This window comes from Acidovorax sp. ACV01 (assembly GCF_014851495.1).
Classification (GTDB): Bacteria; Pseudomonadota; Gammaproteobacteria; order Burkholderiales; family Burkholderiaceae_C; genus Acidovorax; species Acidovorax radicis.
Genome location: NZ_JACUZT010000011.1, coordinates 98,589 through 125,419 on the forward strand (window position 1 = coordinate 98,589; position 26,831 = coordinate 125,419).

The following is a 26,831-nucleotide window of genomic DNA, read 5'->3' on the forward strand; positions in this document are numbered from 1 at the left end:
CAGCATGAGCCCATCGCGTCCGTTCATTGAAAGGCCCGTGGCCACCGCGCTGCTGATGATTGCCATCGTGCTGGCAGGGTTGCTGGGTTTCCGCTTCCTGCCGCTGTCGGCACTGCCCGAGGTGGACTATCCCACCATCCAGGTTCAGACCTTGTACCCTGGGGCCAGCCCCGAGGTGATGAGCCGCACCGTGAGTGCTCCGCTGGAGCGGCAGTTTGGCCAGATGCCGGGGCTGGAGCGCATGGCTTCCACCAGCGCCTCGGGGGTGTCCATCATCACGCTGCAGTTTGGCTTGGGGCTGGCGCTGGATGTGGCCGAGCAAGAGGTGCAGGCCGCCATCAATGCCAGCAACTCGCTGCTGCCAGCGGACCTGCCCGCGCCACCGGTGTACGCCAAGGTCAATCCGGCGGATGCACCGGTGCTGACGTTGGCCATCAGCTCTGACACGTTGCCGCTCACCGAGGTGCAGAACCTGGTGAACACGCGCCTGGCGCAGAAGATCAGCCAAGTATCAGGCGTGGGGCTGGTGTCGCTGGCGGGCGGGCAGAGGCCTGCGGTGCGCATCCAGGCCGACACCAAGGCGCTTGCGTCGTACGGTATTGGCCTCGACACCCTGCGCACGGCCATCACGTCGGCCAATGCCAACAGTGCCAAGGGCAGCTTTGATGGCCCGCAGCGCTCCTACACCATCAACGCCAACGACCAGTTGTTGACGGTGGACGACTACAAGAACCTCATCGTGTCGTGGCGCAACGGTGCGCCGGTGCGCATGCTGGAGGTGGCGCGGGTGGTGGACAGCGCCGAGAACAACCGCCTGGGCGCCTGGGCGGGCGAGACTCCGGCGATCATCCTCAACGTGCAGCGCCAGCCGGGCGCCAACGTGATCGCCACGGTGGACAACATCAAGAAGCTGCTGCCCGAGCTGCAGGCGGGCCTGCCCGCGTCGCTCAAGGTGCAGGTGTTGTCTGACCGCACCACGGGCATCCGGGCCTCGGTGCACCATGTGGAGCTGGAACTGGTTCTGGCCGTGCTCATGGTGGTGTTGGTGATCTTCTTCTTTCTGCACAGCCTGCGCGCCACGGTGATTGCCAGCCTGGCCGTGCCCATTTCGCTCATCGGCACCTGTGGCGTGATGTACCTGCTGGGCTACAGCCTCAACAACCTGAGCCTGATGGCGCTGACGATTGCCACAGGCTTCGTGGTGGACGATGCCATCGTGATGATCGAGAACATTGCACGCTACCTGGAGGAGGGGGAGTCGCCGTTCCAGGCGGCGCTCAAGGGGGCCACGCAGATCGGTTTCACCATCATCTCGCTGACCGTGTCGCTGATCGCGGTGCTCATCCCGCTGCTCTTCATGAGTGATGTGGTGGGCCGGCTCTTTCGCGAGTTTGCGGTCACGCTGGCCATCACCATCCTGATCTCCGGCGTGGTGTCGCTCACGCTCGTGCCCATGATGGCGGCGCGCTGGCTGCGCCCGGAGCCCGTGGGAGGCCCGCAGGGCGTCGCAGGGCGCATCAACCGGGGGTTCGAGCGGGTGATCGGGGGCTACGACCGCTGGCTGCAATGGGTGCTGCGCCACCAGGGCGCAACCATGGTCGTGGCTGTGATGACGCTGGCACTCACGGCGCTGCTGTATGTGGTGATTCCCAAGGGCTTGTTCCCCACGCAGGACACCGGGCAACTTCAGGCGCGCATCGAGGCATCGCAAGATGTCTCATATGCCCGCATGACCGAACTGCAGCAAGCGGCCGTGCGCGCCATCCTGCAGGACCCGGATGTGTTGTCGCTCAGTTCGTTTGTGGGTGTCGATGCGGCCAACAACACCATGCTCAACGCCGGGCGCATGCTGATCAACTTGAAGCCGCAGCGGGATGCGCAGGAAGCCATCATGCAGCGGCTGCGTGAGCATGTGCGGTCTGTGGCGGGTGTCACGCTGTACCTGCAGCCCACGCAGGATCTGACCATCGATGCGGAAACCGGGCCCACCGAGTACCGCGTGTCGATTGGCGGAGTAGACGCTGAGCAGGTCAATGGCTGGACCCGCAAACTCGCCCTGCGGCTGCAGAGCGAGCCCAAGGTGCGCAACGCCACGACCGACGCGGGCGCGCAAGGGCTTTCGGCCTTCGTGGACATTGACCGCAACACGGCATCGCGCCTGTCGGTCACGGCCAGCTCGGTGGACGATACGCTCTACAGCGCTTTTGGCCAGCGCATCGTGTCCACCATCTTTACCGAGACCAACCAGTACCGGGTGATTCTGGAGGCGCAGCAGGAAGGCATGAACACGCCTGAAGCCCTGGGCACCTTGCAGTTGCGCACGGGCTCCGGCACGCCCACGCCCCTGGCGGCCGTGGCCACCATCCGTGAGCAACTGGCACCGCTGCAGGTCACGCGCGTGGCCCAGTACCCGGCGGCGACGCTGGGGTTTGACAAGGCCGAGGGCGTATCTTTGGGCAGCGCGGTGGACGCCATCCGCGCTGCCGCCAAGGAGATCGGCATGCCACAGGGCCTGTCGATGGAGTTTCTGGGGGCTGCCGGGGCTTACGAAAAATCGCTGTCCAGCCAGTTGTGGCTCATCCTGGCGGCCATGGTCTGCGTGTACATCGTGCTCGGGGTGCTGTACGAGAGCTATATCCACCCGGTGACGATCCTCTCAACCCTGCCTTCCGCCGGGGTGGGGGCCCTGCTGGCGCTCATGGTGTCGGGCAATGATCTCGGGGTGATCGGCATCATCGGGATCATCCTGCTGATCGGCATCGTCAAGAAAAACGCGATCATGATGATCGACTTCGCCATCGACGCGGAGCGCCACCAGGGCATGGGGCCGCAGCAAGCCATCCACCAGGCTGCATTGCTGCGCTTTCGCCCCATCCTCATGACCACGCTGGCGGCGCTGTTTGCGGCGCTGCCGCTGATGCTGGGCTGGGGTGAAGGGGCCGAGCTGCGCCGGCCCCTGGGGCTGGCCATTTTTGGGGGGCTGATCCTGAGCCAGATGCTCACGCTGTTCACCACCCCGGTGATCTATCTGGCGTTTGACCGGTTGGGTCGTCGATGGTCAGGCCGGGGCACGGCGGCGGCGCCGGTTCAGGCCGGAGAGGCTCCATGAACCTGTCGCGCCCCTTTGTGGAGCGGCCCGTAGCCACCGTGCTGCTGACCATTGGCCTAGCCTTGGCTGGAATCGCCGCTTTTTTTGTGCTGCCTGTATCGCCTTTGCCGCAGGTGGACTATCCGGCCATTTCGGTCTCGGCAAGCCTCGCGGGGGCGAGTCCCGAAACCATGGCCACCAGCGTGGCCACGCCTCTGGAGCGGCGGTTGGGGGTGATTGCCGGGGTCAACGAAATGACCTCGACCAGCTCCAACGGATCGGCCCGTGTGAGCCTGCAGTTTGATCTGAACCGCAACATCGACGCGGCAGCGCGCGAGGTGCAGGCCGCCATCAACGCGGCGCGGGCCGATCTGCCCGCCACACTGCGCAGCAACCCCACCTACCGCAAGCGCAACTCTGCGGCGTCCCCGGTCATCATCCTGGCGCTCACCTCCAAGACGCGCACGCCGGGCGAGATCTATGACGCCGTCTCCAATGTGGTGAGCCAGCGCCTTTCGCAGGTGGACGGTGTGGGCGAGGTGGAGATCGGGGGCGGGTCGCTGCCCGCCGTGCGCGTTGAGTTGCTGCCCTTCGCGCTCAATCGCTATGGCATCAGCACCGAAGATGTGCGTGCGGCCATCCAGGCCTCCAACGCCAACCGGCCCAAGGGCGCCATCGAAGGGGATGGCCGCCGGTTGCAGATCTACACGCCATCCCCAGCGCGCAAAGCGGCAGAGTACGAGTCGCTCGTGATTGCCTGGCGCAACAACGCCGCCGTGCGGCTGGGGGATGTGGCGCGCGTGGTGGACGGTGTGGAAAACCGCCGCACGGTGGGTCTGTTCAATGGCGACCCCGCCATCATCGTGCTGGTCACGCGCCAGCCGGGGGCCAACATCATCGAGACCGTGGATGCCGTGCGTGCCCTGTTGCCCGATTTGCAGGCCCAGCTGCCGCAGGACATCCAGGTGGCCGTGGCGTCCGACAGCACCAACTCCATCCGTTCGTCCCTGCATGAGATCGAGCTGACACTCATGGTGTCCATTGCCCTCGTGGTGCTGGTGGTGGGCCTCTTCTTGCGCAAGGCGCGCGCCACGGTGATCCCGGCTGTGGCCACAGTGGTGTCGTTGCTGGGCACCTTCGGGGTGATGTACTTCCTGGGGTTCAGCCTGAACAACCTGAGCCTGATGGCACTGACCGTCGCCACAGGTTTTGTGGTGGATGACGCCATCGTGGTGCTGGAGAACACCATGCGGCACATCGAGGCCGGGATGGACCGCATGGAGGCAGCGCTGCAAGGTGCGCGTGAGGTGGGCTTCACCGTGTTGTCTATCAGCCTGTCGCTGGTAGCGGTGTTCATCCCGCTGCTGTTCATGGACGGGCAGGTGGGCCGGCTGTTCCGCGAGTTCGCGGTCACGCTGTCGGCGGCGGTGATGATCTCGCTGGTGATCTCGCTCACGACCACGCCCATGATGTGCGCGTGGCTGCTGCGGGCGTACGACCCGGCCAGCGACAAGCCCCCATCGCGCCTGGCACGCTGGGCAGAGCGGGGCTACCAGGGCGTGCTGCGTGGGTACGAACACAGCCTGGACTGGGCCCTGGCCAGCAAGGGTCTTGTGGTGCTCATCCTGCTGGCGGTGATCGGGCTCAACGTGTACCTGTTCGCCAAGATCCCCAAAGGGTACTTTCCCGAGCAGGACAATGGGCAGCTCAATGCCGGCCTGCGGGCCGACCAGAGCATCTCGTCCGATGCCCTGGCGCGCAAGTTGCGCGAGGCGGTGGAGATCATCCGCAAGGACCCGGCTGTGGATACGGTGGTGGGCTTCTCGGGCGGCAGCCGGGCGGGTGGTGGCTTCATGTTCGTCAACTTGAAGCCGCTCAAGCAGCGTACCGACAGTACGCCTGCCGTCATCGCCCGTCTGCGGCCACAGCTCAACCAGATCACCGGCCTCAGGGTGTTCCTGAATCCCGTGCAGGACCTTCGCATGGGCGGCCGGTCCAGCAACTCCACTTACCAGTACACGCTCAAGAGCGACAACATGGCGGACCTCAAGCAGTGGGCGGGCAAGCTGGCCGATCGGATCAAGGACGAGCCCTTGCTCAAGGACGTGGACACCGACCAGGCCGAGAACGGCGTGGAGACCTATGTGGAGGTGGACCGCGCGAGTGCGTCGCGCTTGGGCGTGAGCGCATCGGCCATCGACAACGCGCTGTACAACGCGTTTGGCCAGCGCTCGGTGGCCACGATCTATGGTGAACTCAACCAGTACGCCGTCATCATGGAATGGGGGCCTGAATATACGCGGGGGCCGCCCGCCCTCAAGGACATTTACGTGGCGGCGAACCCCAGCGGCGCCACGGGTACGGCGGCCAACCCCGGCCAGCGTGGCGCGTCCACGGGCAACGTCATCAGCACCACGCCGTCCACCATGGTGCCGCTCAGCGCAGTGGCGCGCGTGGTGGAGCGGGCGTCTCCCACCTCCATCAGCCATCAGGATGGCGAACTGGCCACCACCATCTCGTTCAACATCGACCCGGGGACCTCGCTTGCGCAGGCGCGCCAGGTGATTAGGCAGGCCGAGGCGGACATTGCCATGCCCACCAACGTGCGCGGCAGTTTTCAGGGCACGGCGCTCAGCGCCCAGCAGTCGCAGGGGCAGCAGGCGTTCCTGATCATCACGGCCATCGTGGTGATCTACATCGTGCTGGGCGTTCTGTATGAAAGCCTCATCCACCCGATCACGGTGCTCACCACGCTTCCGTCCGCGGGCGTGGGGGCGGTGCTGGCGCTGCTGCTGTTCAACATGCAGTTCACCATCATTGCGCTCATCGGGGTGTTTCTGTTGATCGGTATCGTGAAGAAGAACGCCATCATGATCATCGACTTCGCACTGGACGCCGAGCGCGCGCGCGGGCTCACGGCCCTGGAGGCTGTGCGCGAGGCCTGCCTGTTGCGGTTTCGGCCCATCCTCATGACCACCATGGCGGCGGCGCTGGGCGCCTTGCCGCTGGCCATCGGTTTTGGCCAGGGCTCTGAACTGCGCCAGCCCCTGGGGGTGGCGATCATCGGTGGCCTGATTGCCAGCCAGTTGCTCACCTTGCTGACAACACCGGTGGTCTATGTGCTGCTCGACAAACTGCGCAAGCCCGCACCCAATGAACAACAACTGAGCCGTGCCGGAGCCCCCGGTGCCGCTGTCTGATTGCGCACCATGAATTTTCCCTTCATCCCACTTACCTCGGGCGCACATGCCGCCCGGCTGGCCAGCCTGGGGCTTGCGCTGACGCTGCTTTCGGCCTGCTCTGTCACACCGCCCTATCAGCGCCCCGAAATGCCGGTGCCTGCGGCGTTCAAGGAGGCGGGCGCCACCTGGGCGCCTGCCGTGCCAGCCGATGCGCTGGACCGTGGACCCTGGTGGGCGCTGTTCGGCGACGCCGAGCTGAACCGACTGGCAGAGCAGGTGCAGCTTTCCAACCAGAACATCGCTGCGGCAGTGGCCGCCTATGCCCAGGCGCAGGCCGTGGTGCGGCAGCAGCGCGCCGGGCTGCTGCCTTCCGTCAGCCTGTCGGGCGGAGCCACGCGCTCGGGCGGCGAGGGGGCCACACGATCCGGCACCACCACGCAAGCCTCGTTGGGGGTGGACTGGGCCCCGGACCTGTGGGGGCGGCTCGAAAGCGGCGTCAACAATGCCCAGGCGAGTGCACAGGCCAGCGAGGCCGACCTTGCGTCGGCCCGCCTGTCCGCCGTGGGCAGCCTGGCATCGGCCTATTTCCAGCTGCGCGAGGCCGATGCTGAAATCGGGCTGCTGGAGGCCACGGTGGAGGGCTACGAGCGCAGCCTGCAGATCGCAAAAAACCGCTACGCAGCCGGGGTGGTGGCGCAGACCGATGTGCTGCAGGCGCAGACCCAGCTGGCCAACGCCCGGGCCGACCTGGCTACCGTGCGCCAGAACCGGTCGAGGTTCGAGCATGCCCTGGCGGTGCTGACGGGGCGGGCTCCCGCTGACTTTGCACTGCCCCGCGCACCGTGGGTGGCCGAAGTGCCCGAGGTACCGTCAGGCGTCCCGTCGACCTTGCTGCAGCGCCGCCCCGACATCGCGTCGGCGGAGCGGGCTGTGGCCGCCGCCAATGCGCAGATCGGCATCCAGCGCGCGGCGTATTTTCCCAGCCTGAGCCTGGGCGCCACACTCGGCAGCGGTGGCAGCAGCGTGGCGGATCTTTTCAAAGCGTCGGGCACCGTGTGGTCGCTGGGGCTTTCCATTGCACAGACCTTGTTTGATGCCGGTGCCACGGCTGCCCGCGTGGAGGAGGCGCAGGCTGCACGCGAGGCCCGTGTGGCCGTCTATCGGCAGACGGTACTGACGGCCTTCCAGAGCGTGGAAGACCAGCTCACCGTGCTGCGCACCCTGCGAGAACAGGAGCCTTTGCGGCGCGAGGCCGTATCGGCCGCCGAACGTACGGCGCAGCAATTGCTCAACCGCTACCGTGAAGGGCAGGTGAGCTACACCGAGGTCGTGACAGCGCAAGTGTCTGCACTGTCCGCCCAACGCGCGCTGCTGCAGCTGCAGGTCAACCGCCAGCTGGCGGTGGTGACGCTGGTACAGGCGCTGGGTGGCGGGTGGCAGTCACCGTGGCAACCCCCTGCCTGAAGGCCGCGCCAGGATGTTAGGCATATACTCCTGTTTTGATAGCTACTAGCGCTTGATGGATAAGCGGTAGAGCCTTATTTGATTCAAATTTATCTCAAGGAGTGTGCGTGGACGTTGTATTGCTGGTCAAGGCCGCCATCATGGGCGTGGTCGAAGGCCTGACCGAGTTCCTGCCCATTTCCTCCACGGGGCACCTGATCCTGGCGGGCTCCCTGCTGGGGTTTGATGATGCCAAGGCCAAGGTGTTTGACATCGCCATCCAGACCGGTGCGATCTTTGCGGTGATCCTGGTGTACTGGCAGAAGATCCACGCCACGCTGGTGGCCTTGCCCACGCAGCGGCAGGCGCAGCGGCTTGTGCTCAATGTGGTCATCGGTTTTTTGCCTGCCGTGGTGCTGGGCCTGCTGTTTGGCAAGGCCATCAAGGCCCATCTGTTCACCCCTGTGGTGGTGGCCAGCACTTTCATCATTGGTGGCTTCATCATTTTGTGGGCAGAGCGCCGATCGCCTGCCGCCACCCGCATCCAGTCGGTGGATGACATGACGCCGCTGGACGCCCTCAAGGTGGGCCTGGTGCAGTGTCTTGCCATGGTGCCGGGCACGAGCCGCAGCGGCTCCACCATCATCGGAGGCATGCTGTTGGGTTTGTCGCGCAAGGCTGCCACCGACTTTTCGTTCTTTCTGGCCATTCCCACGCTCATTGGCGCCGGGGTGTACAGCCTATACAAGGAGCGCGCGCTGCTGTCAGCGGCCGATCTGCCCATGTTCGTCACCGGGCTGGTCTTTTCCTTTCTGAGTGCCTGGCTGTGTGTGCGCTGGTTGTTGCGCTACATCAGTACCCACAGCTTTGTACCGTTTGCGTACTACCGCATCGTGTTTGGTATCGTTGTTTTGGTGACCGCATGGACTGGATGGGTGCATTGGGCGGATTGATAATTCACGGATGAGCCGTCCTGCACCGCTGGTTTCTCTCGTTTCATGCGCCGCGATATTTGCGGGCCTTTGTGCTGGGCCCTTGGCGCATGCTCAGGATGTGCCTGTTCCCGAAGCGCCGCCCAAGCCCCTGTTCAACTATGCGCTGGGCGCCATTGTTGGCTCCAGCCCGGACTATGCGGGCGGTGACGGGCGCAAGAACAGCCTGCGGCCTGCATGGGCTGTTGAATACGGACGCTTCAGGCTGAGTACATCGCGTGGCAGTGCCTTCATGGGGCATGGGCTGGGCCCGCGCGAATCGGGTGCCAGTGCGACATTGGCGCAGGGAGATCAATTCCACCTGAGCGCATCGCTGCGCATCGACAAAGGCCGGGATGGCTCGGATGCCCCGATCCTGGTGGGACTGCCATCTGTCCGCTCCACACTGCGCGCGAGGGTGAGTGCAGGCTATGCACTGACACCACGCTGGTCGGTGGGAGCGGGCCTCTCGCAAGACATTCTGGGGCGCGACGGCGGCGCGCAGCTGTCCACCAGCGTAGGCTATACATGGCCGGTAACCGAGCAAACCAAGGTGGTCTTCGGGATCGGTGCCAGCTTCGCGGATCACACCTACCTCCGGGGCCATTTTGGTGTGCCTGCAGGCGGTGCAGGTGCTTTGCCGGCATTTGACCCGGGCGCGGGCCTTTACAGCGTGGACGCCGGCGTGGAGGTTATGTCTGCCATCAATCGCCACTGGGTGGTGCTCGGGGCGGCGCGTCTATCGCAACTGAAGGGTGATGCACGCCGCAGCCCGCTCACGGTGGAGCCCACTGGGTATTCCGTGTCCGTGGGTCTGGCGTACCGCTGCTGCCGCTAGAGCCGTTCTACGGTGGGCGCCTGCGGCTTGCGCGGGCAACGGTTCTGGCCGAAAGTGATAAGCTGCCGTTGACACCCTGTTACCTGTAGCAAGGCAATGCGAAGCGGCCACCGCCAAGGGGGGCGGCGTTGGATTGCCTCCTCTGTTGATGATCATTTCCCCGCCGGGGGCTTTCGCCGCATGATGCAAGACGAGCCTGAGTTGTCGCAGCCCCCCAACGCCGCCGCCAAGGCTTCCTGGTCCAAGGCGGATTTGCTGGATCTGATCACACGCAGCGCCGGTGCAACCATGGCCGTGGTCGATCGCAGTCTGACCATGATCTATGTCAACGATGAATATGCCCGATGGTTCGGCACGGTGCCCCAGCAGCTGATTGGGAAATCTCTTGTCGATGTGTATGGCGAGAGCGATTGCGCCCGTTTCATGCCCTTTGTCGAGCGTGTTCTGCAGGGCGAGCGGGTGCAGTACCAGCGCCTTTTGCGCACCCCCTATGGCATTGATGAATGGCGCACCATCTGCCTGACCCCTTGGCACAACCGGCATGGGTTTGTGGATGGTTTCCTGACCACGGCGCTCGACGTCCACGAGTTGCAGGTCACCATGAATGCGCTGCGCGCCGCCAACCAGCGGCTGTCCTCCCACATGGAAAACAGCCCGCTTGCGGTGCTGGAGATGGACCACAACCTCAGGCTCCTGCACTGTTCGCAGCGCGCTGTGCAGCTCATGGGCTGGCTGCATGTCGCGGGGCTGGAGGGGCGGTTGCTGACCGAACTTGTGAACCTATCATCCCAGGACGAAGGGCTTCAAAGTGCTTTGCAGCGCTTGCAGTCCGGGCAGGAGTCCCAGAACCGTGCGGATACCTGCTTTGTGCGGGACGACGGGAGCGAGGTGCATTGCGAGTGGTTCAACTCCGCGCTGACCGATGCGCAGGGGCAGGTCACATCGATCATGGCGCTGGTCCAGGACGTCTCGGCCAAGATCCAGATTGCCCGCCATCAGCATTACCTGGCCAACCACGATTCGCTGACGGGACTGTTCAATCGCGCGGCTTTTCAGAACCGCCTGGAACAGTCTTTGACCCAGGCTCGGCGCAATGCCGGATCTGTTGCATTGCTGTTCATCGACCTGGATGGGTTCAAGGGCGTGAATGACACCGAAGGCCACCGCGCAGGGGACGAAGTGCTGCGCATTGTTGCCCAACGCATTGCCAGCACCGTGCGTACGGGTGACACCATGGCGCGGCTGGGGGGCGACGAATTCCTGGTCATGCTGGACCGGGATGTCACCCGCGATGTGACGGACACCATCGGCCACCGCATCATCGAAGCCCTGCACCAGCCCATGGCCGTGGAGGGGCGTGATTTGTTTGTCGGCGCGAGCATCGGTGTCGCGGTACATCCCCCGCTGGAGGGTGACATTGATGCCCTGATGAACCGCGCCGACCAGGCGATGTATTGCGCTAAGCGCGCGGGCAAGGGCCGGCTCCACTACGCTGAAATTACTGGTTCTTGAGCTCAAGGGCTCTTGGCCCCTGTCGCCCGGTTCCCGCCGCCCTGTTTCTACTTCCTGGGCAGCCGGATGCTCTGCTGAAAGTGGAAAAAATTCTCGGGGTCGTACTGGGCCTTGATCTGTTGCAGCTGCGGGTACGCGGGCCCCCAGTAGGCCTGGGCAAAGTCCTGCAGTCCTGCGTCGGGGTAGTTCTGGTACACGTGCCCGTTCAGGAAGGGCTTGACCAGGTTCATGAATCCATCGAGCCAGGCCTCCATCTGGGCTCGCTCGGTGGCATTGGTCCAGAACACGTCCACCACCAGATCCGCATCCACATGACGGTGGATGAACGCGCTGTCTGCCACGGGATAGCGGTTGATGGCACCACCATAGGGTTCCAGATAAGCCAGCGACCATGGGTTTGGCGAGGTCTTGAAGTAATCGATGATGCGTTGCCAGTCCGACGTTGACAGCGGTGTGCTGATGTAGCCGCAGGCCTTGGTTTCCGCCACGCCGTCCGGCAGGTTGTCTGGCAAGGTGTAGGGGTGGTCTTCCAGCCAGATGTTCATGTCGGGGTAGGTGCCCGTCTTGTCCACCAGCAGCTGTGCGCTTGGTATCGCCATCAGCCGCGCAATGGCCTTCATGCCCTCATCGCGTGTGCCGCAGAACATGCCTTGCACCATATACACCGGTGTGCTGTTCTGGTAGCCCAGATTCATCATGTAGCCCAGGGCATCGGGTGCGCCGGTTTTCATGTAATGGGCTTGCATCGTCGTGAGAACCTCAGCCGCATGCGCGGCATCCCAGCTGATGGCCCAGGCCCACACCTGGTCAAGCCGGTGCATGCGGTAGGTGACTTGCAGCAGGACGCCGAAATTGCCCCCCGTGCCCCCCCGCATGGCCCAGTAGAGGCCCGGGTTCTCTTGGGTACTGGCGGTGACGATGGTGCCATTGGCAAGCGCCACCCGGAACGATTCCACCACATCGCTCTGGATGCCGAAGGCCCGCGACGTGTAGCCGTAGCCGCCACCCTGCACGAAGCCCCCGACGCACACGCTGCCACACGCTCCCGTGGGCACATGCCAACCGGTATGGTTCATGGCACCGTTGAAATGGTCGAAGTCGGTGCCTGGCAGCACGTGCACGCAGGCGCGGGCTGGGTCCAGTACCACACCACTCATATCGCTCAGGTCCACCACCATGCCACTGTTGACAGAGTAGCCCGCCGTGCTGTGCCCACCGCAGCGCACGGCCACCCATACCTGGTAGGTGCGGGCCACGGCAAGGCATTCGAGCACGTCGTGCTCGCACGCGCAGTACACGATGATTTCGGGATAGGCCTGAAACGCGGGGTTGGATTCTTGCCGCGCAGCGTTGTAGTTGGGGCTGGACGGCAACACGATGCGGCCCACCAGCTTGGCCTCCAGTGCCGCCACGGCATCCCAGGTCAGGGTTGCACCGGGCGCATTCTTTGTGGCCTGGCTGGCTGCCAGCGACTGGAAATGCGCAATGCGGGTGTCTTTGGCAATGCGGGCGGGGCTTTTGCGATGGGCCATGGTGAACAATCCTTGGTGAGAACGCGAAGTCCCGTGTTTAACGGAAGCCAAGCCGTTTGACCAGTTCGGAATGGCCCTTGTTGCTCAGACACTGAGCATCCGTTGTGTGCTCAAGCCGAAGACAGCGCCAGGTCGCCCGTATTGCGCCGAAGGCAGAATTTGCCGCCTTGCTTGCCGCTGTACATCGCTGCATCCGCCAGCTTCAGCAGGCCCTGGGCGTCGTTGCTGTCGTCCGGGGCGATCGCGTAGCCGATGGTCAAGCCCACTTCCACCTGTACATCCCCCAGCGTGAAGGGCGTGCGAAAGGCGTCCAGCAGTTTGTGGCCCAGTTCCTGGGCTTGCTGTGCACTGCCCAGGTGGCCCGTCATCACCACGAATTCATCGCCTCCCAGGCGCGCCACCACGTCGCTCTGGCGGACATGGCCCTGCAGGCGTCGGGTCACCGCGACCAGCAGCTCATCGCCCACGTCATGGCCATGCTGGTCGTTCACGGGTTTGAAACCATCGAGGTCCATCACATACACGGCCAGGAGCTTGTCAGGCCCGCACCGAGGCAGGGCCGAGGCCAGTGCGATGTTCAGGCCGCGCCGGTTGGGCAGGCCGGTCAAGGGGTCGGTGTGTGCCAGGGATCGCATGGCGTCGCGTTCGCGGTTGGCGTCCACGGCTGCCGTGCGCAGGGCCTTGGTGCGCAGACCCAGCACACGCATGAAGAGCAGCATGTCGAGGGTTGCCCCAAACTGGAAGGAATGCAAGGTCCAGAAATTGACTGGCACCCACCCCCTGATCACGCCGATGACGGTGGCGGTGGCCAGGAAATACAGCAGCCAGGCCAGCAGCAGGGTCGTGCCGACGGGGTCTCCCCTGCGGGCGCGGCGCACAGAGCCTGGGATGCCCATAAGCGCCGGCACCAGCCCCAGAATGCTGACGATCCCGGTGACCGCACGGGTGCTCAGAACGTCCAGCGCATACAGAACGGCGAGTGCCACGCACACCACGGCGCCACCGCGCATGCAGCGCCGCAGCCAGCTCTCTGGGCGCTCGCCCGCCAAGGCCTGGCTGATGAAGAGGAAGGAGCCGCAGGTGGCGGCCAGTGCTGCAAGGCTGGCGGCATGCACCTCCATCCAGGGCATGTCGCGCCACAGATACTGCGCGCCCAGGCCGAACAGGTGCAGTGAAAACAGAAGGCTGCCGGTGATGAGCAGCGCATACTGGATGAACAGCACGTCCCGCAGATTGAGCCATTGCGCCAGGCTGTAGATGATCAGGCACAGCGCCAGGCCGGTCAGGATGCCTTGCAGCATTTGCTCGTTAAGGGCCTTGCTGTGCCATTCGGTGGGTTTGCTCAGGGTGATGGGAAGCACCATGGCGCCCCGGGTTTCAACGCGCAGCAGCACGTCGTAGGCGTGCCCCGGCAGCATGTTCAGCGCCAGTGCGTGAGAGCGGCTGCGCAGGGGGCGCTGGGTGTAGGGCTGCAGGCTGCCCAGTGTGGCCTGCAGGGTCACATGGCCGTCGATGGTGAGGTATACCTCAATGCGCTGGAGTACCGGGTAGTCGATGTCCAGCACCCAGACTCCGCTGGAGCTGGGCGACACCATCACGGGGATGTGCAACCACACGGGCTCGGTGCGCACGCCCAGCGTGCCGCTGGTGCCCGGCGGTGGTTCGAAGCGCGAGAGCGACGCCAGGATGTCCTCCACCAGCAGGGTGCCCGAGGGATCGGCCAGCACCGACACAGCGGGCCATGCCTCCATGGAAGGCCTGTCGTCGAGCAGTTCCAGTGGGGTTGCCGCTGTTGCACGTGTTGGGCCTGCAAGCGTCAACGCCATGGCTAACAGCAGCCATGGCAGGCACCAGCCCAGGCCACGGAACAAGCCCGGAGCCCGGCGCTGCAACAGGAGCAGAACCCGCCAGGGGCGTAGGGTGTGCGCCTGCATCATGACGACAGTGCCAGGTCGCCCTGGTTGCGAAGAATGGAATGCTTGCCGCTCTGTTTACCAGCGTACATGGCCGCGTCTGCGAGGCGGATCAGCTGCTGCGGATCATCACCGGCATCAGATGCGAGCCGGCGCGGCGCTTGTCTCGTTGTGGAGTGCACCATCGTCAGTCGCTTGAAACCATGGATGGATTCCATGCCGCGATGGCGGCATTGATCAGCTTGGCATAGGCTTTCACGTCGTGTGAATCGTCGTAGTCCAGGCCGCCGTGACATTGCTGCATCGCCTCGCCATTCGCAAAGAAACTGAAGAAGTCGACGATCCTGCCATCGACTCGCGCAACCGGCGCCTGCTGGTCCTGTCCGAAACGCCGAGTTGCTGTTCAGAACGTCCTTGAACGCAAGCATTTCCAGATGCTTCTGACGTCCTGACGCCGGCATTGTGTCTTTGTTGTGACCCAGTACATGGACGGCCACGGCTTTCAGGCTCTTCGCTGTGCCGATCATTCCCAGGTTAGCTCCGGTATTCGCATCCGCTGCCCTGGATCTGTATGTGGGCTCCGGCATCTGCGCCATCGCTGTCATTCCGTCCCTCGCGATGGGCGAGTTCGGAGCAGCACACCGCAGTGGCGATGTCGGTGGGGGCGCGGGGCGGCACGAGCGGGGCAATGCGGGTCGATTAGCGCAATGGGGTGAGCACCAATTCACCCGCGTATTTCCCGGAGGGCAGCAGCTCTGCGTGACCTTTAACACAGCTGTATATCGTTGATTTGTACTGCGTGAAACGTTTTAAGGACACATGGCCGCCACGGGCGTGACGCGCTCATGCTTGCTGCAATCGTCCCTTGCCTCTCTGCTTGCCTTGATACAACGCACCATCGGCCATTCGTAACAGTGTGGCTGTTTCGTGACTAGCCTCTGGCGCGATGGCATAGCCTATGGTGAGCCCGATTCGCATTTCCTCGCCTGCGACGCGGACCGGGGTCTCGAATAGTGAGAGCAAATATTCTCCTATTTGCCTTGCCTGTGCCGGATCGCGCAGGCCGCCGGCAATCATTACAAATTCGTCGCCTCCCAGGCGCGCCACGACGTCACCGCTGCGCGTACCAGCGCGCAGGCGGTTTGCCACCTCAATCAGCAACTGGTCGCCAACCTCATGTCCGCGGGTATCGTTGACCTCCTTGAATTCGTCAAGATCAATCAGATACACAGCCAGTATGTGGTGCGGTGAGGCACTCACCAGTGCCAGCGACATGGCATCAGTCAGACTGCGGCGATTGGGCAGTCCGGTCAGAGCGTCCGCGTACGCCATGGAACGCATCACCTCGTGCTCGGTCCGTGCGTTTTCGCTGGCTTTGCGCAGTTCGGTCGCACGCACGATCAGCACCAACGTGAAGGCGAGTATGTGGCACATCTCGCCGAACGTCAGCGAGTGCAGTGTCCACACATTTGCGGGAAGCTTGCCGCGGATGGTTGTGGTCGTGACCACCACGGTGGTGATATAGAAGGCGAATGCAAGCAACAGGTAGAGCCCAATCGCGTCGCCCTTGGTGACTTTGGACATGAAGCGCGGCAGGCTCAGCAGCAGCGGCAGCGGTCCGAGCAGCACGATCATGGCGGTTAGCAGTCGTGTATTGAATGCGTCAAGGCAATAAATGACAAGCAGCACGCCGCACAGCGCGGCTCCACTGTTCATGAGGCGCGGGAAACGGTCTGCAGGTTCACCGGCAGCGCCGATATGTGGCTTGCGCAGTACGTCCCCAAGAAACAGGAAGGTGCCCGCCACTGCCACCAGCGAGCCGATGCCTGCCATATGGCTTTCGAACCAGAATACGTCGCGCCAGACCCATTGCGCACCGACGCCAGAGAGGAGCAAGGCAAACAGGAACGATCCGGTGACCAGAAGCGCGTATTTGAGGAATAGTGGCTCCCGCGTTCCCACCCATTGCGCGAAGCTGTACATCAGCATGCAGAGGAAGAACCCGACTTGAATGCCACGCAACATCTGCTCGGCAACGCTGGCGCGATGGAATGCGCTGGGTTGCATGAATTCGATGGGCAGAATGCTCGCACCGCGCGATTCGACGCGCAGCATCAGGTCGTAGTCGCCAGCGGCGAGATCCAGCGGCATCGCGTGCGAACGGCTGAACAGGGGCCGGGAAGCAAACGTACGCAGGCTGCCGAGTTCAGCCTTCTGCAGGGTGTGCCCATCTTGGGTGATGTAGGCATCAATGCGGTTGAGCGGGGGGTAGTCAATGTTCATCACCCATTGCTGGGAGGCCACTCCGCTGACTGCTTCCACGCGGAACGGAACGTGCAGCCAGGTTGGCTGCGCCTGCACACCGAGCGTGGCGTAGCTTGTTTGCGGACGCTCGAATTCAGAGATTGCCGCCTGAGCACCGGCCAAAGTCAGGGGCGTTTGCTTTTCCGACAGCACCGTCACAAACGGCCAGGCCTCGCTGACCGGTGTTGTGGGCTGGAGCAAAAGTCGCGAGGCCGGGGTGGTCGCCTCGGCCGCCCAGGTTGAAGTGGCCCATTGCGTCACGGCTATGAGCACCCACGCCAGCCATCGCCCGAGCCACATGCGGTTAACTGCCATGACGGCCCCACCGACCGCGTACAGTCAATCGATCTTCCAAGCGGTTGAGCCAGCGTGGTGCCTTTGCGTCGTCGTCCCAAGTGCCGACGGTTGCATGCATCTGGGTGAGCAGCTGCGTTGGAAGTTTCAGCGGACGGGTTTGATCCATCAGGAAACTGGTCAACAGGTGATACCCGACGACCCGCGAGAACATGCGACTTAACGAAAACTGCGGAACGACAAGGCGAACAACCGAATCGATCAATCGACTGACGGACATCAACACAGCGAACAGGATGCGCGAAACCAGCGGCAGCCTGTTGGAGATGCCCAGCGCGTCGGCGACAACGCCGCCGCACAGGTAGCGCGTAAACAACGCGGGAAAGGGTTTGAGCAGTTTGAACGGGATCGAATCGCTCATGTACTCCATGAGCGCACCGCCCAGCGCCGGGCGCGCGTCGGTGCCCCCCGGATACACGTTGTCAGCGAGGCATTGCGTCTGGATGTCGAGAAACAAGCGTTCGGCATCGGCGTAAGTAGATGGCATCCACTTCGGCTCGATCCCCAGGAGGTAGCCGACTACATTCCAGCAATGCAGATAGGCTTCCTCATCCTCCGCACACAGCCCGATGCCGAGTGTGCGCATGGCCCGCAGGAAGACAAAGTGAAACGTCAGGAGCGTGAACACAAGCTGCTCCTGATTGTTCGGCAGTCCGTCACGCGAGACGTTCCAGCCGTTCGCCAGAAATGCGCCATGCATGGATTGCTGGCTTGCCTCAGCGGCCGGGGTGGCGATGGGCTGCACCACCGCATTGACCATTTCTTGCGGCGCGCCATGCAGCATCAGGTTGCGGATGGTGGCGTGGATGAGGCGCACTTTGAGTGTTTGCGCAACGCCCAGTCCTTCAGGTGTCGTTAGCCCACCGCGCAGCATGACCGGGAACACCATCGCCGCCGTTGAGCGGATGCGGTAGTCGGCATTGGTCGTGAGCTGCCCGGAAATCTGCAACACGGCGGCGGCTTTCGGCTGAATGTAGCAGTCCGGCAAGCTCGCGCAAAACAGCGACATGACCGACAGTGGGCCGTGCTCAGTAAAGACGTTTTCGCCACGCGTGATTTTTGCCGCATCGCTCCACTCTGGCAATCCGCGCCCAGCGTCAAGGTAGCCGCGAAGTGCCTCAACGATGTGCGGCGACGTGCCGTCCGGTGGTGTCCAATCCACAAGCGCTGCGTTGCTGGTCCAGGTATTCAACAGCATCGTCGTGGTCTGCAGATGGCGCATGCGGTCGGCGTTCAGCGCGAGCAGCGTTTGTAGACTGGCTTCACCGGCAGGCAACTCCCAACTGCCCACGATTGCCGCGATGGTTGCATCTGCCAGCGGATCAGCTTGATAACGCATCGCTGCTGGATCGTAGGCGGGTGTTGCCGGTAGAACCGACGAAGCTGCGGGCAAAGTCATGATCGGGACCGAATAGCGAGAGTGACGGTTTTACCAAGGCCAATCGAGCTGTAGATCAGGCAAGCCGACGCTATCCCAGAAATTAGCACTGGCAGCCGGAAGGTCAGTGAATTGGGGGGCATAAGGCACCTACATGCTGTTACAAACACTCAGTGTAGGGGATTGTGGCGAGATTGCTCCTGCCTATTTGCCCTGAGAAACAGCCGACAGCGCACATTTTCTCCCTCTGTTTGCCCTTTCACCCCATTCTGGCGCCCCGCGAAGCGCCCGTGAAATGGCAGAAAGGACTACCGGCGGCAGGTTGTGGCCGCCAGGTTCAGCAGCGCTGCCTCGATGGCCGCCGCCGTGGCCACGGGTTGCTCCATGGGAAACAGGTGGCTGCCGTCCAGCATCATGGTGCGTCCCTCGGTGATGCGCAGCGTCATGGCCATGCCCACCTGCCGCATCTCGTCCGAATCGCGCCCGCCGATGAAGGCGGCGGGGCACTGCAGGGGGTGGGTGCTGAGCAGCCGTCCCAGGTTGTGCGGCAGCGTGTTGTAGATGGCGGTTTCCACCGCGCGGTCAAAGCCCAGCACGCGCTTGCCGTCGTGGTCCACCAGGCCGTGGGTGATGTAGTCGCCCAGCACTTCGGGGTCCCAGTGCGCAAAGGCCTTTTTCTTGCGAAAGTGTTCCAGTGCCTCTTCGTTGCTGGCCCAGCTGAAGCGCCGTTGCCGGCTGACCTTGCCCGGCGAGATGGAGCCCACGACCTGCGTGCGTTTGGCCACATCGACCGCGTTGGCCTTCCAGCCGCCCAGCAGGGGCGAATCGATCAACAGCACACCGCGCACCAGGTGGGGGTGGCGGGCGGCAGCCATCACGCTCAGAAAACCGCCCAGCGAATGCCCCACCAGAAATACAGGCTGGCCCAGGCGCTCCACCTGCGGCGTGGCGAAGTCCGCCAGCTGCTGCACCAGATGGGGCCAGTTGTTGGTCACCGGGTACTTGGGGTCGTGGCCGTAGCGTTCCACCGCGCTGACTTCAATCCCCCGGGCCTTGAGGTGCTGGAAGAGCACGCGGTACGTGCTGGCCGGGAAGCTGTTAGCGTGCGAGAAAACGATGGGGAGCATGGGGATACCGGCGGGGCAGGGCGAACCCCGCCGTCAGAGAAATCAGATCAGCTTGTCAGTGTGGTTGGTGATCTTCTTGAGCGGCTTGCTGCGGGCCGGGTTCACCATGATGGGCACGGTCGTGGCGCCACCCCCCCAGGCCGGGTCTTCGATGCTGTCGAACACCTGGCGCAGCTTCTGGCCCCAGCTGTCGTGCAGCATGCGGAAGTAGGGGTTGTTCTCGTCGATGCAGACCACCTTTGAGGTCGAGAAGCTGTCGGCCTCGTACACCACCAGGTCCAGCGGCAGGCCCACCGACAGGTTGGACTTGAGCGTGCTGTCCATGGACACCAGCGCGCACTTGGCGGCTTCGTCCAGCGGGGTTTCGGGGGTGAGCACCCGGTCGAGCACGGGCTTGCCGTATTTGGATTCGCCGACCTGGAAGTACGGTGTCTCGGACGTGGCCTCGATGAAGTTGCCGGCCGAATACACCTGGAACAGGCGCATGCCTTCACCCTTGATCTGGCCGCCGAACACCATGGACACATTGAAGTCCACGCCCGAGCGCTTGAGCGCTGCGCCGTCGCGTTCGTGCACATGGCGCACCGCAGCACCGAGCACGCGGGCCGCGTCGAACATGCTCTTGGCGTTCCAGATCGAGATCGTCTCGCCCGAGTCACCGTCCTTGAGCTGCTCGGTCTGCAGGATTTCGCGCACCGACTGTGAAATGGACAGGTTGCCTGCCGACAACAGCACCATGAAGCGGTCACCCGCCTTCTCGTAGACCATCATCTTGCGGAAAGAGCTGATCTGGTCCAGGCCGGCATTGGTGCGCGAATCGGACAGGAAAACCAGCCCGGCGTTGAGTTTGATGGCGACGCAATACGTCATGGAAGAAGTGGGGTCGTTGTAAGAGGGGAACCCGCGAGTTTAGTCCGGCGTGGGAAGGCACCCTTGGGCAGGGTGCGGGCCAGTAATTGCGTGTGCCGTAGCCGGTATCCTGTATTGATAGCAACCAACGCTTGCTGGATAAGCGCTGGAGGCCATTTTTACTCAAGAATTGGCAGATCCCGCCCTTTTGCGTTGACCCGAAGTTCCGGCGGCAGCCAAGGCAACTGCCGCCCCGGGGGTAAAGGGCTATTGCTTGCGGGACAGGCAGTGTGTGCCCGTCGCTCCTATCATCCGCCGCTTCACCTGGAGGGGCCTTGCCGTGTTGAACCCACTGATTTTGTCTGGAACCCGCCGCGCCTGCGCGCTGGCCTTGGCGGCATTGCTGGTGGCCTGTGGCGGGGGCAGCGCGCAAGACCCCGGCGATAGCGGCAACACTCCGGAGCCACCTCCCGCACCGGCGCGTTCCGGCCAGCTCGAATCCGCCGCCTTGCTTGGCACCGTGCCGGCCGCTGATATCGCTGCAGCGCTGGCCGCCAAGGAGTCGCTGGCCCAGGACGTGGTGCCGCGCTACAGCGTCACTTCTTACCGGATCGAGTACCTCACCACCGATGCCGACGGCAAAGAGGTGCGCGCCTCGGGGCTGGTCAGCGTTCCGCAAAAGCCAGCGGGCGCCAAAAGCCCGGTGCTCAGTTACCAGCATGGCACCCTCTTTCGCGATGCCGAGGCGCCCAGCAACAACGCGGTTGCGTCCGAGGTGGCGGTGGTGCTCGCATCGCTGGGCTATATCGTGCTGGCGCCCGACTACGTGGGCTTTGGCGCTTCCAAGGGCACGCCCCACCCCTACCTGCTGGCGGCGCCGTCCGCAGCCGCCACGGTGGATTTTCTGACCGCCACCCGCACCTGGCGCAGCCAGGCCAACGTGGCGGACAACGGGCAGCTCTTTCTGACCGGCTATTCCGAAGGCGGCTACGTCACCATGGCCACACACCGCGCGCTGCAAGCAAGCGCTTCGCCCCACCTGCAACAGCTGCGCATGGTGGTGCCGGGCGCGGGGCCTTACAACGTGCAGACCACCATGGATGGCCTGGTTGACCTCGTGCGGCAAGAACAGCCGGTGATCGGCGCGCTCATCAACCCGGGCTTCCTGCGCTACCTGGGCGGCAGCGTGCAGCGTGAGGTGCGCCGCCTGCTGCTGCGCGCGCTGATCCCGGGCGATGCCGATGTGGCCTACGACACGCGTTTCATCGACCACTTTTTGGCCGACGACGTGCAGGCCCTGGCCAGCGCCAGCAACGTCTACGACTGGAAACCCAATGTGCCCGTGCGCCTGTACCACGGCCGCGACGACCGCACCGTGCCCTACGCCAGCTCGGTCAGCACCGTGCGCGCGATGCAAAGTCGCGGCGCGGGCGACCTGGTCAGCCTGACTGAATGCCGCGCACAACCGGTGGCCGGGCACCTGCCCTGTGTGCCGCCGTTCATCACCTTCATGCTGGGGCAGCTGGCGCCGGTGGCGCAGGATCTTTAAGCCGGGCAGGTGGCGGGGCTCGCCTTGGTGGGGAGTGCTACCCGCTGGGTTGCGTGACTGCGTCAGCCCGCCATCTTCTTGAGCTGGTACAGCGCATCCAGCGCCTCGCGCGGGCTCAGCGCATCGGGGTTGATGCCTGCCAGCGCAGCTTCCAGCGGGCTGGCGCCCGCACTCTCAGGCACCTCGGGCGCAGCGAACAGGTCCACCTGCAATTCATCTTCGCCTGCCCGCTCTTCCAGCGCCGCCAGAGCATGCCTTGCGTGGTGCAGCACGGGCGAGGGCATGCCCGCCAGCTTGGCCACCTGAATGCCGTAACTGCGGCTGGCCGGGCCGGGTTGGATCTCGTGCAGGAACACGATGTCGGTGCCGCTCTCGGTGGCGCTCACATGCATGTTGATCGCGTGGCGCGCCTTGGCGGGCAGCTCCGTCAGCTCGAAATAGTGCGTGGCAAACAGCGTGAATGCGCGGGTCTTGTCGTGCAGGTGCGTGGCAATGCCGCTGGCCAGCGCCAGTCCGTCGAACGTGCTGGTGCCCCGGCCGATCTCGTCCATCAGCACCAGGCTGTGCGGCGTGGCCGCGTGCAATATCTGCGCGGCCTCGGTCATCTCCAGCATGAAGGTGGACTGCGCGTTGGCCAGGTCGTCGGCCGCGCCGATGCGGGTGTGGATGGCGTCGATGGGCCCCAGGCGGCAGCTGGTGGCGGGCACATGGCTGCCCATGCTGGCCAGCAGCACGATCAGCGCCACCTGCCGCATGTAGGTCGATTTACCGCCCATGTTGGGGCCGGTGATGACCTGCATGCGCGTGTTGGCGTTCAGGCGCGTGTGGTTGGCGATGAAGCTGCCGCTCGATGTCTCGGCCAGGCGGGCTTCGACCACCGGGTGGCGGCCGCCTTCGATCTCGATGCAGGGCTCGGGCACGAACTGCGGCGCGCACCAGTTGAGGGTGAGCGAGCGCTCGGCCAGCGTGCACAGCACGTCCAGCGTGGCCAGCGCCTGCGCCAGGCGGGTGAGGGCGGGCACGTGGGGCTGGAGCTGGTCGAGGATCTGCTCGTACAGCCATTTCTCGCGGGCCAGGGCACGCTCGTTGGCCGACAGGGCCTTGTCCTCGAAGGTTTTCAGCTCGGGCGTGATGAAGCGCTCGGCGTTCTTCAGCGTCTGGCGGCGGCGGTAGTCGTCGGGTACGCGGTCGAGGTGGCTGCCGGTCACTTCAATATAGAAGCCGTGCACCTTGTTGAATTGCACGCGCAGGTTGGGGATGCCGGTGCGCGCCTTCTCGCGGGTTTCCAGATCCAGCAGAAAGGCATCGCAGTTGGTCTGGATGGCGCGCAGCTCGTCCAGCTCGGTGTCGAAGCCGCTGGCGATCACACCGCCGTCGCGCACCAGGGCGGCGGGCTCTTCGGCGATGGCGGCCTGCAGCAGGCCGGTGCAGCCCTCGGGCGGCTGCAGATGGCTAAATATTTGAATTAAATAGGGCTCTAGCGCTTGTCCATTAAGCGCTAGTAGCTCTGCTTTTTGTAGCGTTTTGCCCAGTCCCACCAATTCTCGCGGGCGCACCTGGCGCAGGGCGATGCGGGCGGTGATGCGCTCCACATCGCTCACGCCTTTGAGTTCGCCGCGCAGCAAGGCCCAGGGGCCACTGCCGCCGCCGGCGCCGCCCGCACCGCGCAGGGCGGTGGTGGCCGACAGGCGCTGGCGCGCCTCGGTGCGGTCGCGCTGGGGCTCCAGCAGCCAGGTCTTGAGCAGGCGGCTGCCCATGCCGGTCATGCAGGTGTCCAGCAGCGAGAACAGCGTGGGCGCATCGTCGCCGCGCAGGGTCTTCACCAGCTCCAGGTTGCGGCGCGTGGTGGCAGGCAGGTCGATGAGGTCGTCGTTGCGCTGCACCTGCACGCTGTGCACGTGGGTGAGGGTGCGGCCCTGCGTGTGCTCGGCATAGGTCAGCAGCCCGGCGGCGGCGGCGTGGGCCTCGCCCAGTTCGTGCGCACCCCAGGCCTGCAGGCTTGCGACGCCCAGGTTTTCAAGCAGCTTGCGTTCGCCCAAGGCGCTGTCAAATTGCCAGTCGGGGCGGGGGCTCATGGGGCAGGTGAAGGCGCCACCCTGGCGCAGCACCTGCAGTTGTTGCTCGAAGCGTTCGGTCACGCCCGCGCTGTAGATCAGCTCGCTGGGCGCCACGCGGGCCAACCAGGCGCCGAGTTCATCGTGCGCGCATTCGGCCAGGAAGACGCGGCCCTGTGTCACGCTCAGCCAGGCCAGGCCGCAGCGTGCGCGCGGGGCCTGGTGCACGGCCATCAGCAGCGATTCGGACTTGTCGGACAGCAGCTCGGTATCGGTCAGCGTGCCGGGCGTGACCACGCGCACCACCTTGCGCTCCACGGGGCCCTTGGCCGCGCCGACCTCGCCCACTTGCTCGGCAATGGCCACCGACTCGCCCATCTTGATCAGGCGTGCCAGGTAGTTCTCCAGCGCATGGAACGGCACCCCCGCCATCAGGACGGGCTGGCCGCCCGACTGGCCGCGCTGGGTGAGCGTGATGTCGAGTAGGCGCGACGCCTTTTCTGCGTCCTGCCAGAAGACCTCATAGAAGTCGCCCATGCGGTAGAACAGGAGCGTCTCGGGATACCCGGCCTTGAGGGCCAGGTACTGCTGCATCATCGGCGTATGTGCATCTTTCTGCGTATCCGCAAGTGCTTGATTCTGCTGGGGTCCGTTCTGCATCTTGTTGATTCTGTTGAAGAAAGGGGCCGCCGCTTGCGGGTTTTACTTCTTGTTCTCGCCAATCCTCACCGGGCTAAACTCTGCCTATTGGCGTAGGTTTTAAGGGCTGCTTTTTAAAAAGCTACGCCGTTCGTATTCCTGCTGGATAAAAAACCTACGCCGCCTATAGGAGGTGGTGATGGTTTTTGACGCACGCCGGGCGAAGCTGCTAGCGCCGGGGGAACACATTATTGTCGATGCCGCTCCGGGCTTGCGGCTGGTGGCCAGCGCCACGCGCAAGACCTGGACCTATCGATTCAAGAGCCCGCTCGATGGGCGCATGCGTCAGGTGGCGATGGGCCAGTGGCCCGCCATGTCCTATGCGGCCGCGCTGGGTGCGTGGGATGAGCTGCGGCAGCAGCGCGAGGCTGGGCAAGACCCCGCCATGGCGCGCAAAGCTGAGGCCGCCAAAGTGCAGGCGGCTGCACAGCAGGCACGGGCAGGCGTGTACACCGTGGCGCGTCTGACGCAAGACTACCTGGCGGGCCACGTCGACCGGCACCGCAAACCCAAGGGCCAAGCCGAAACGCGGCGCCTGCTTGAAAACTACCTGGGCGATCTGGTCGACGTGCCTGCCGCGAGCGTGACGCGGGCTCAGGCGTTTGCACTGCTGGAAGAGTTGGCCAAGCGGGCGCCGGTGCTGGCCAGCTCGCTGCGCGCTGAGCTGGGCGCGGCTTGGGACTATGCCCTCGACGCCGGGCGCATCCCGGAGGAAACGCCCAACTGGTGGCGCCTGATCTTGCGGGGCAAGCTACGCAGCAAGGGCAAGATTGTGGACGGTGAGCACGTGGGGCAAGGCCTGCGGGTGCTGGACGCTGCCGAGGTGGGCCAGCTGGTGCGCTGGCTGCCCAACTTTTCGCCGTTGGTGACCGACCTGTTAACGCTGTACCTGTGGACCGGTGCGCGGGGCGGCGAGATTGTGACCATGGAAGGCAGCGAGATCTCGCAAGAGGCGGACGGCTGGTGGTGGACGCTGCCCAAAGCCAAAACCAAGAGCGCCCGCCATGCCGCAGCCACCGACCTGCGCGTGCCGCTGGTGGGCGCCGCGCTGGCTGTGGTGCGCAGGCGTGTGGATCTGTACGGGCGGGGGTGGCTGTTTCCGGTGGCGCGGGGCGAGGCCGCGCACGTGGAGCAAAAGGTGGTGGGCGTGGCTGTGTGGGCCACCCGCGCCACCACCGTCACGGCGGTGCTACCGAAGGACCGCGCGAAGGTGCTGCGCCTGGCGCCCTGGGCACCGCACGACCTGCGCCGCACGGTGCGCACGACCTTGGCCGCGCTGGGGTGCCCTGATGCCGTGGCAGAGGCCGTACTGGGCCACATGCCAGCGGGTATTGTGGGCGTGTACAACCGCCACAGCTACGACGCTGAGCGGCGCCACTGGCTTACGCTTCTGTCTACGCACTGGGACCGGCTGGCTGCGCAGCCGTAGCCCGTGCGTGGCGCACGCCTGTGTTGCGGGGTGGGGGCAGGTCGGACACGGGGCGGCTTTCTGCCCAGGCCTGCAGCTCGGACACCAGCCAACCCACGCGCTTGGCTGCCAGTTGGCGAGGCTTGGGGAAATCGCCCGCGCGGGCCAGTTGCTCCATGGTGGTGTCTGACAGGCCGACGAACTTGGCTGTCTCTTCCCGGTTGAGATAGGCGGGTTGGAGGGCGATGATCATGATGGAACCCCATTGGGAGTGCGGCGCTTGACGCCGACGTAGGCCATGGCTTCTTGTTGGGTGAGGCCGCGTTTCATTTCAGGCGCTCCGTTTCCCAGAGATGGCTGGCATGTGTATGGGCGGCTTCGCGTGTTGGGAAGCCGCTGCTGATCGAGCCAGAGATCAATCTCCAGCAGGACGAATCGAAGTCCCAGTTCTCTAGCCAAACATGGAACCCGTTGTGGAGGGCAGACTCGCGCCTGGGCTCTGGCATGAGCCCAGCTACCACCTGAACGAGCTTGACCCGGGAAGCGTAAAGCGGGGGTACCGAAAAAATCCAGGTGGTCCCGCCGCTGTGACCATCCATGGCTTCGCCTCGTAGCTTGGGGAGTAACAGG

General features: G+C 64.3%; 17 protein-coding genes. 8 read left to right on the forward strand and 9 right to left on the reverse strand.

Annotated elements, in window-relative coordinates:
• Positions 1-4: 4 nt before the first annotated feature.
• The 6 genes from IB243_RS24755 to IB243_RS24780 all read left to right on the forward strand — a co-directional run bounded on the left by IB243_RS24755 (position 5) and on the right by IB243_RS24780 (position 11,034).
• A complete protein-coding gene (locus IB243_RS24755) occupies positions 5-3,109 on the forward strand; it encodes an efflux RND transporter permease subunit (protein WP_192429801.1) in 3,105 nt (1,034 codons plus the stop codon).
• Positions 3,106-6,288: an efflux RND transporter permease subunit gene (locus IB243_RS24760; protein ID WP_192429802.1), complete on the forward strand. Its 3,183-nt coding sequence runs from the start codon at positions 3,106-3,108 to the stop codon at positions 6,286-6,288. Before IB243_RS24755 ends, IB243_RS24760 begins: the two co-directional genes overlap by 4 nt.
• A 9-nt stretch (positions 6,289-6,297) precedes the next feature.
• Positions 6,298-7,734 (forward strand): efflux transporter outer membrane subunit, encoded by a 1,437-nt coding sequence (locus IB243_RS24765; protein WP_100199395.1) that lies wholly within the window; start codon positions 6,298-6,300, stop codon positions 7,732-7,734.
• Positions 7,735-7,841: 107 nt separating this feature from the next.
• Complete coding sequence (locus IB243_RS24770) at positions 7,842-8,666, forward strand: undecaprenyl-diphosphate phosphatase (RefSeq protein WP_057272860.1); 825 nt, start codon at positions 7,842-7,844, stop codon at positions 8,664-8,666.
• A 100-nt stretch (positions 8,667-8,766) separates the two neighbouring features.
• The gene (locus IB243_RS24775; RefSeq protein ID WP_370540387.1) at positions 8,767-9,522 is read left to right on the forward strand and encodes a MipA/OmpV family protein; all 756 of its coding nucleotides are present in this window, start codon (positions 8,767-8,769) and stop codon (positions 9,520-9,522) included.
• 180 nt (positions 9,523-9,702) lie between these two features.
• Complete coding sequence (locus IB243_RS24780) at positions 9,703-11,034, forward strand: diguanylate cyclase domain-containing protein (RefSeq protein WP_192429803.1); 1,332 nt, start codon at positions 9,703-9,705, stop codon at positions 11,032-11,034.
• Positions 11,035-11,081: 47 nt separating this feature from the next.
• Here IB243_RS24780 and IB243_RS24785 read toward each other — a convergent pair whose 3' ends face one another.
• From IB243_RS24785 to IB243_RS24815, 7 genes are all read right to left on the reverse strand, one after another.
• Positions 11,082-12,566, reverse strand: coding sequence for an FAD-binding oxidoreductase (locus IB243_RS24785; RefSeq protein WP_192429804.1), 1,485 nt, complete (start codon positions 12,564-12,566; stop codon positions 11,082-11,084).
• Positions 12,567-12,676: 110 nt separating this feature from the next.
• Positions 12,677-14,317, reverse strand: coding sequence for a diguanylate cyclase (locus IB243_RS24790; RefSeq protein WP_225585318.1), 1,641 nt, complete (start codon positions 14,315-14,317; stop codon positions 12,677-12,679).
• A 182-nt stretch (positions 14,318-14,499) separates the two neighbouring features.
• Entirely contained in the window at positions 14,500-14,697 is a 198-nt protein-coding gene (locus tag IB243_RS24795; protein WP_192429806.1) for a hypothetical protein, read from the reverse strand.
• Positions 14,698-15,322: 625 nt separating this feature from the next.
• A complete protein-coding gene (locus IB243_RS24800; protein WP_192429807.1) occupies positions 15,323-17,098 on the reverse strand; it encodes a diguanylate cyclase in 1,776 nt (591 codons plus the stop codon).
• Positions 17,088-18,536, reverse strand: a complete 1,449-nt coding sequence (locus tag IB243_RS24805) for an oxygenase MpaB family protein (RefSeq protein WP_192429808.1) — start codon at positions 18,534-18,536, stop codon at positions 17,088-17,090. The genes IB243_RS24800 and IB243_RS24805 overlap by 11 nt, the downstream gene beginning before the upstream one ends.
• 287 nt (positions 18,537-18,823) lie before the next feature.
• Positions 18,824-19,642, reverse strand: coding sequence for an alpha/beta fold hydrolase (locus IB243_RS24810; RefSeq protein WP_192429809.1), 819 nt, complete (start codon positions 19,640-19,642; stop codon positions 18,824-18,826).
• Between the two features lie 42 nt (positions 19,643-19,684).
• The gene (locus tag IB243_RS24815) at positions 19,685-20,512 is read right to left on the reverse strand and encodes a proteasome-type protease (protein ID WP_010459683.1); all 828 of its coding nucleotides are present in this window, start codon (positions 20,510-20,512) and stop codon (positions 19,685-19,687) included.
• 319 nt (positions 20,513-20,831) lie between these two features.
• On the opposite strand from IB243_RS24815, the gene IB243_RS24820 reads away from it, so the two are divergent.
• Positions 20,832-22,040: an alpha/beta hydrolase family protein gene (locus tag IB243_RS24820; protein ID WP_370540388.1), complete on the forward strand. Its 1,209-nt coding sequence runs from the start codon at positions 20,832-20,834 to the stop codon at positions 22,038-22,040.
• 62 nt (positions 22,041-22,102) lie between these two features.
• On the opposite strand, the gene mutS is transcribed toward IB243_RS24820, so the two are convergent.
• Entirely contained in the window at positions 22,103-24,691 is a 2,589-nt protein-coding gene (mutS, locus tag IB243_RS24825) for a DNA mismatch repair protein MutS (protein WP_192429874.1), read from the reverse strand.
• A gap of 241 nt (positions 24,692-24,932) precedes the next feature.
• Between mutS and IB243_RS24830 the strand changes: the two genes are divergently transcribed.
• Positions 24,933-26,222, forward strand: coding sequence for an integrase family protein (locus tag IB243_RS24830; RefSeq protein WP_192429810.1), 1,290 nt, complete (start codon positions 24,933-24,935; stop codon positions 26,220-26,222).
• Here the strand turns inward: IB243_RS24830 and IB243_RS24835 are convergent.
• Positions 26,188-26,454 (reverse strand): AlpA family transcriptional regulator, encoded by a 267-nt coding sequence (locus tag IB243_RS24835; RefSeq protein ID WP_192429811.1) that lies wholly within the window; start codon positions 26,452-26,454, stop codon positions 26,188-26,190. The genes IB243_RS24830 and IB243_RS24835 overlap by 35 nt on opposite strands.
• Between the last annotated feature and the right edge of the window lie 377 nt (positions 26,455-26,831).

What these genes read in the sequence shown, in the direction of transcription:
- IB243_RS24755 (WP_192429801.1), top strand. Translation starts at nt 5, where the DNA reads ATGAGCCCATCGCGTCCGTTCATTGAAAGGCCCGTGGCCACCGCGCTG.
- IB243_RS24760 (WP_192429802.1), top strand. Translation starts at nt 3,106, where the DNA reads ATGAACCTGTCGCGCCCCTTTGTGGAGCGGCCCGTAGCCACCGTGCTG.
- IB243_RS24765 (WP_100199395.1), top strand. Translation starts at nt 6,298, where the DNA reads ATGAATTTTCCCTTCATCCCACTTACCTCGGGCGCACATGCCGCCCGG.
- IB243_RS24780 (WP_192429803.1), top strand. Translation starts at nt 9,703, where the DNA reads ATGATGCAAGACGAGCCTGAGTTGTCGCAGCCCCCCAACGCCGCCGCC.
- IB243_RS24785 (WP_192429804.1), bottom strand. Translation starts at nt 12,566, where the DNA reads ATGGCCCATCGCAAAAGCCCCGCCCGCATTGCCAAAGACACCCGCATT.
- IB243_RS24790 (WP_225585318.1), bottom strand. Translation starts at nt 14,317, where the DNA reads ATGGAGGCATGGCCCGCTGTGTCGGTGCTGGCCGATCCCTCGGGCACC.
- IB243_RS24795 (WP_192429806.1), bottom strand. Translation starts at nt 14,697, where the DNA reads ATGGAATCCATCCATGGTTTCAAGCGACTGACGATGGTGCACTCCACA.
- IB243_RS24800 (WP_192429807.1), bottom strand. Translation starts at nt 17,098, where the DNA reads ATGGCAGTTAACCGCATGTGGCTCGGGCGATGGCTGGCGTGGGTGCTC.
- IB243_RS24805 (WP_192429808.1), bottom strand. Translation starts at nt 18,536, where the DNA reads ATGACTTTGCCCGCAGCTTCGTCGGTTCTACCGGCAACACCCGCCTAC.
- IB243_RS24810 (WP_192429809.1), bottom strand. Translation starts at nt 19,642, where the DNA reads ATGCTCCCCATCGTTTTCTCGCACGCTAACAGCTTCCCGGCCAGCACG.
- IB243_RS24815 (WP_010459683.1), bottom strand. Translation starts at nt 20,512, where the DNA reads ATGACGTATTGCGTCGCCATCAAACTCAACGCCGGGCTGGTTTTCCTG.
- mutS (WP_192429874.1), bottom strand. Translation starts at nt 24,691, where the DNA reads ATGATGCAGCAGTACCTGGCCCTCAAGGCCGGGTATCCCGAGACGCTC.
- IB243_RS24830 (WP_192429810.1), top strand. Translation starts at nt 24,933, where the DNA reads ATGGTTTTTGACGCACGCCGGGCGAAGCTGCTAGCGCCGGGGGAACAC.
- IB243_RS24835 (WP_192429811.1), bottom strand. Translation starts at nt 26,454, where the DNA reads ATGATCATCGCCCTCCAACCCGCCTATCTCAACCGGGAAGAGACAGCC.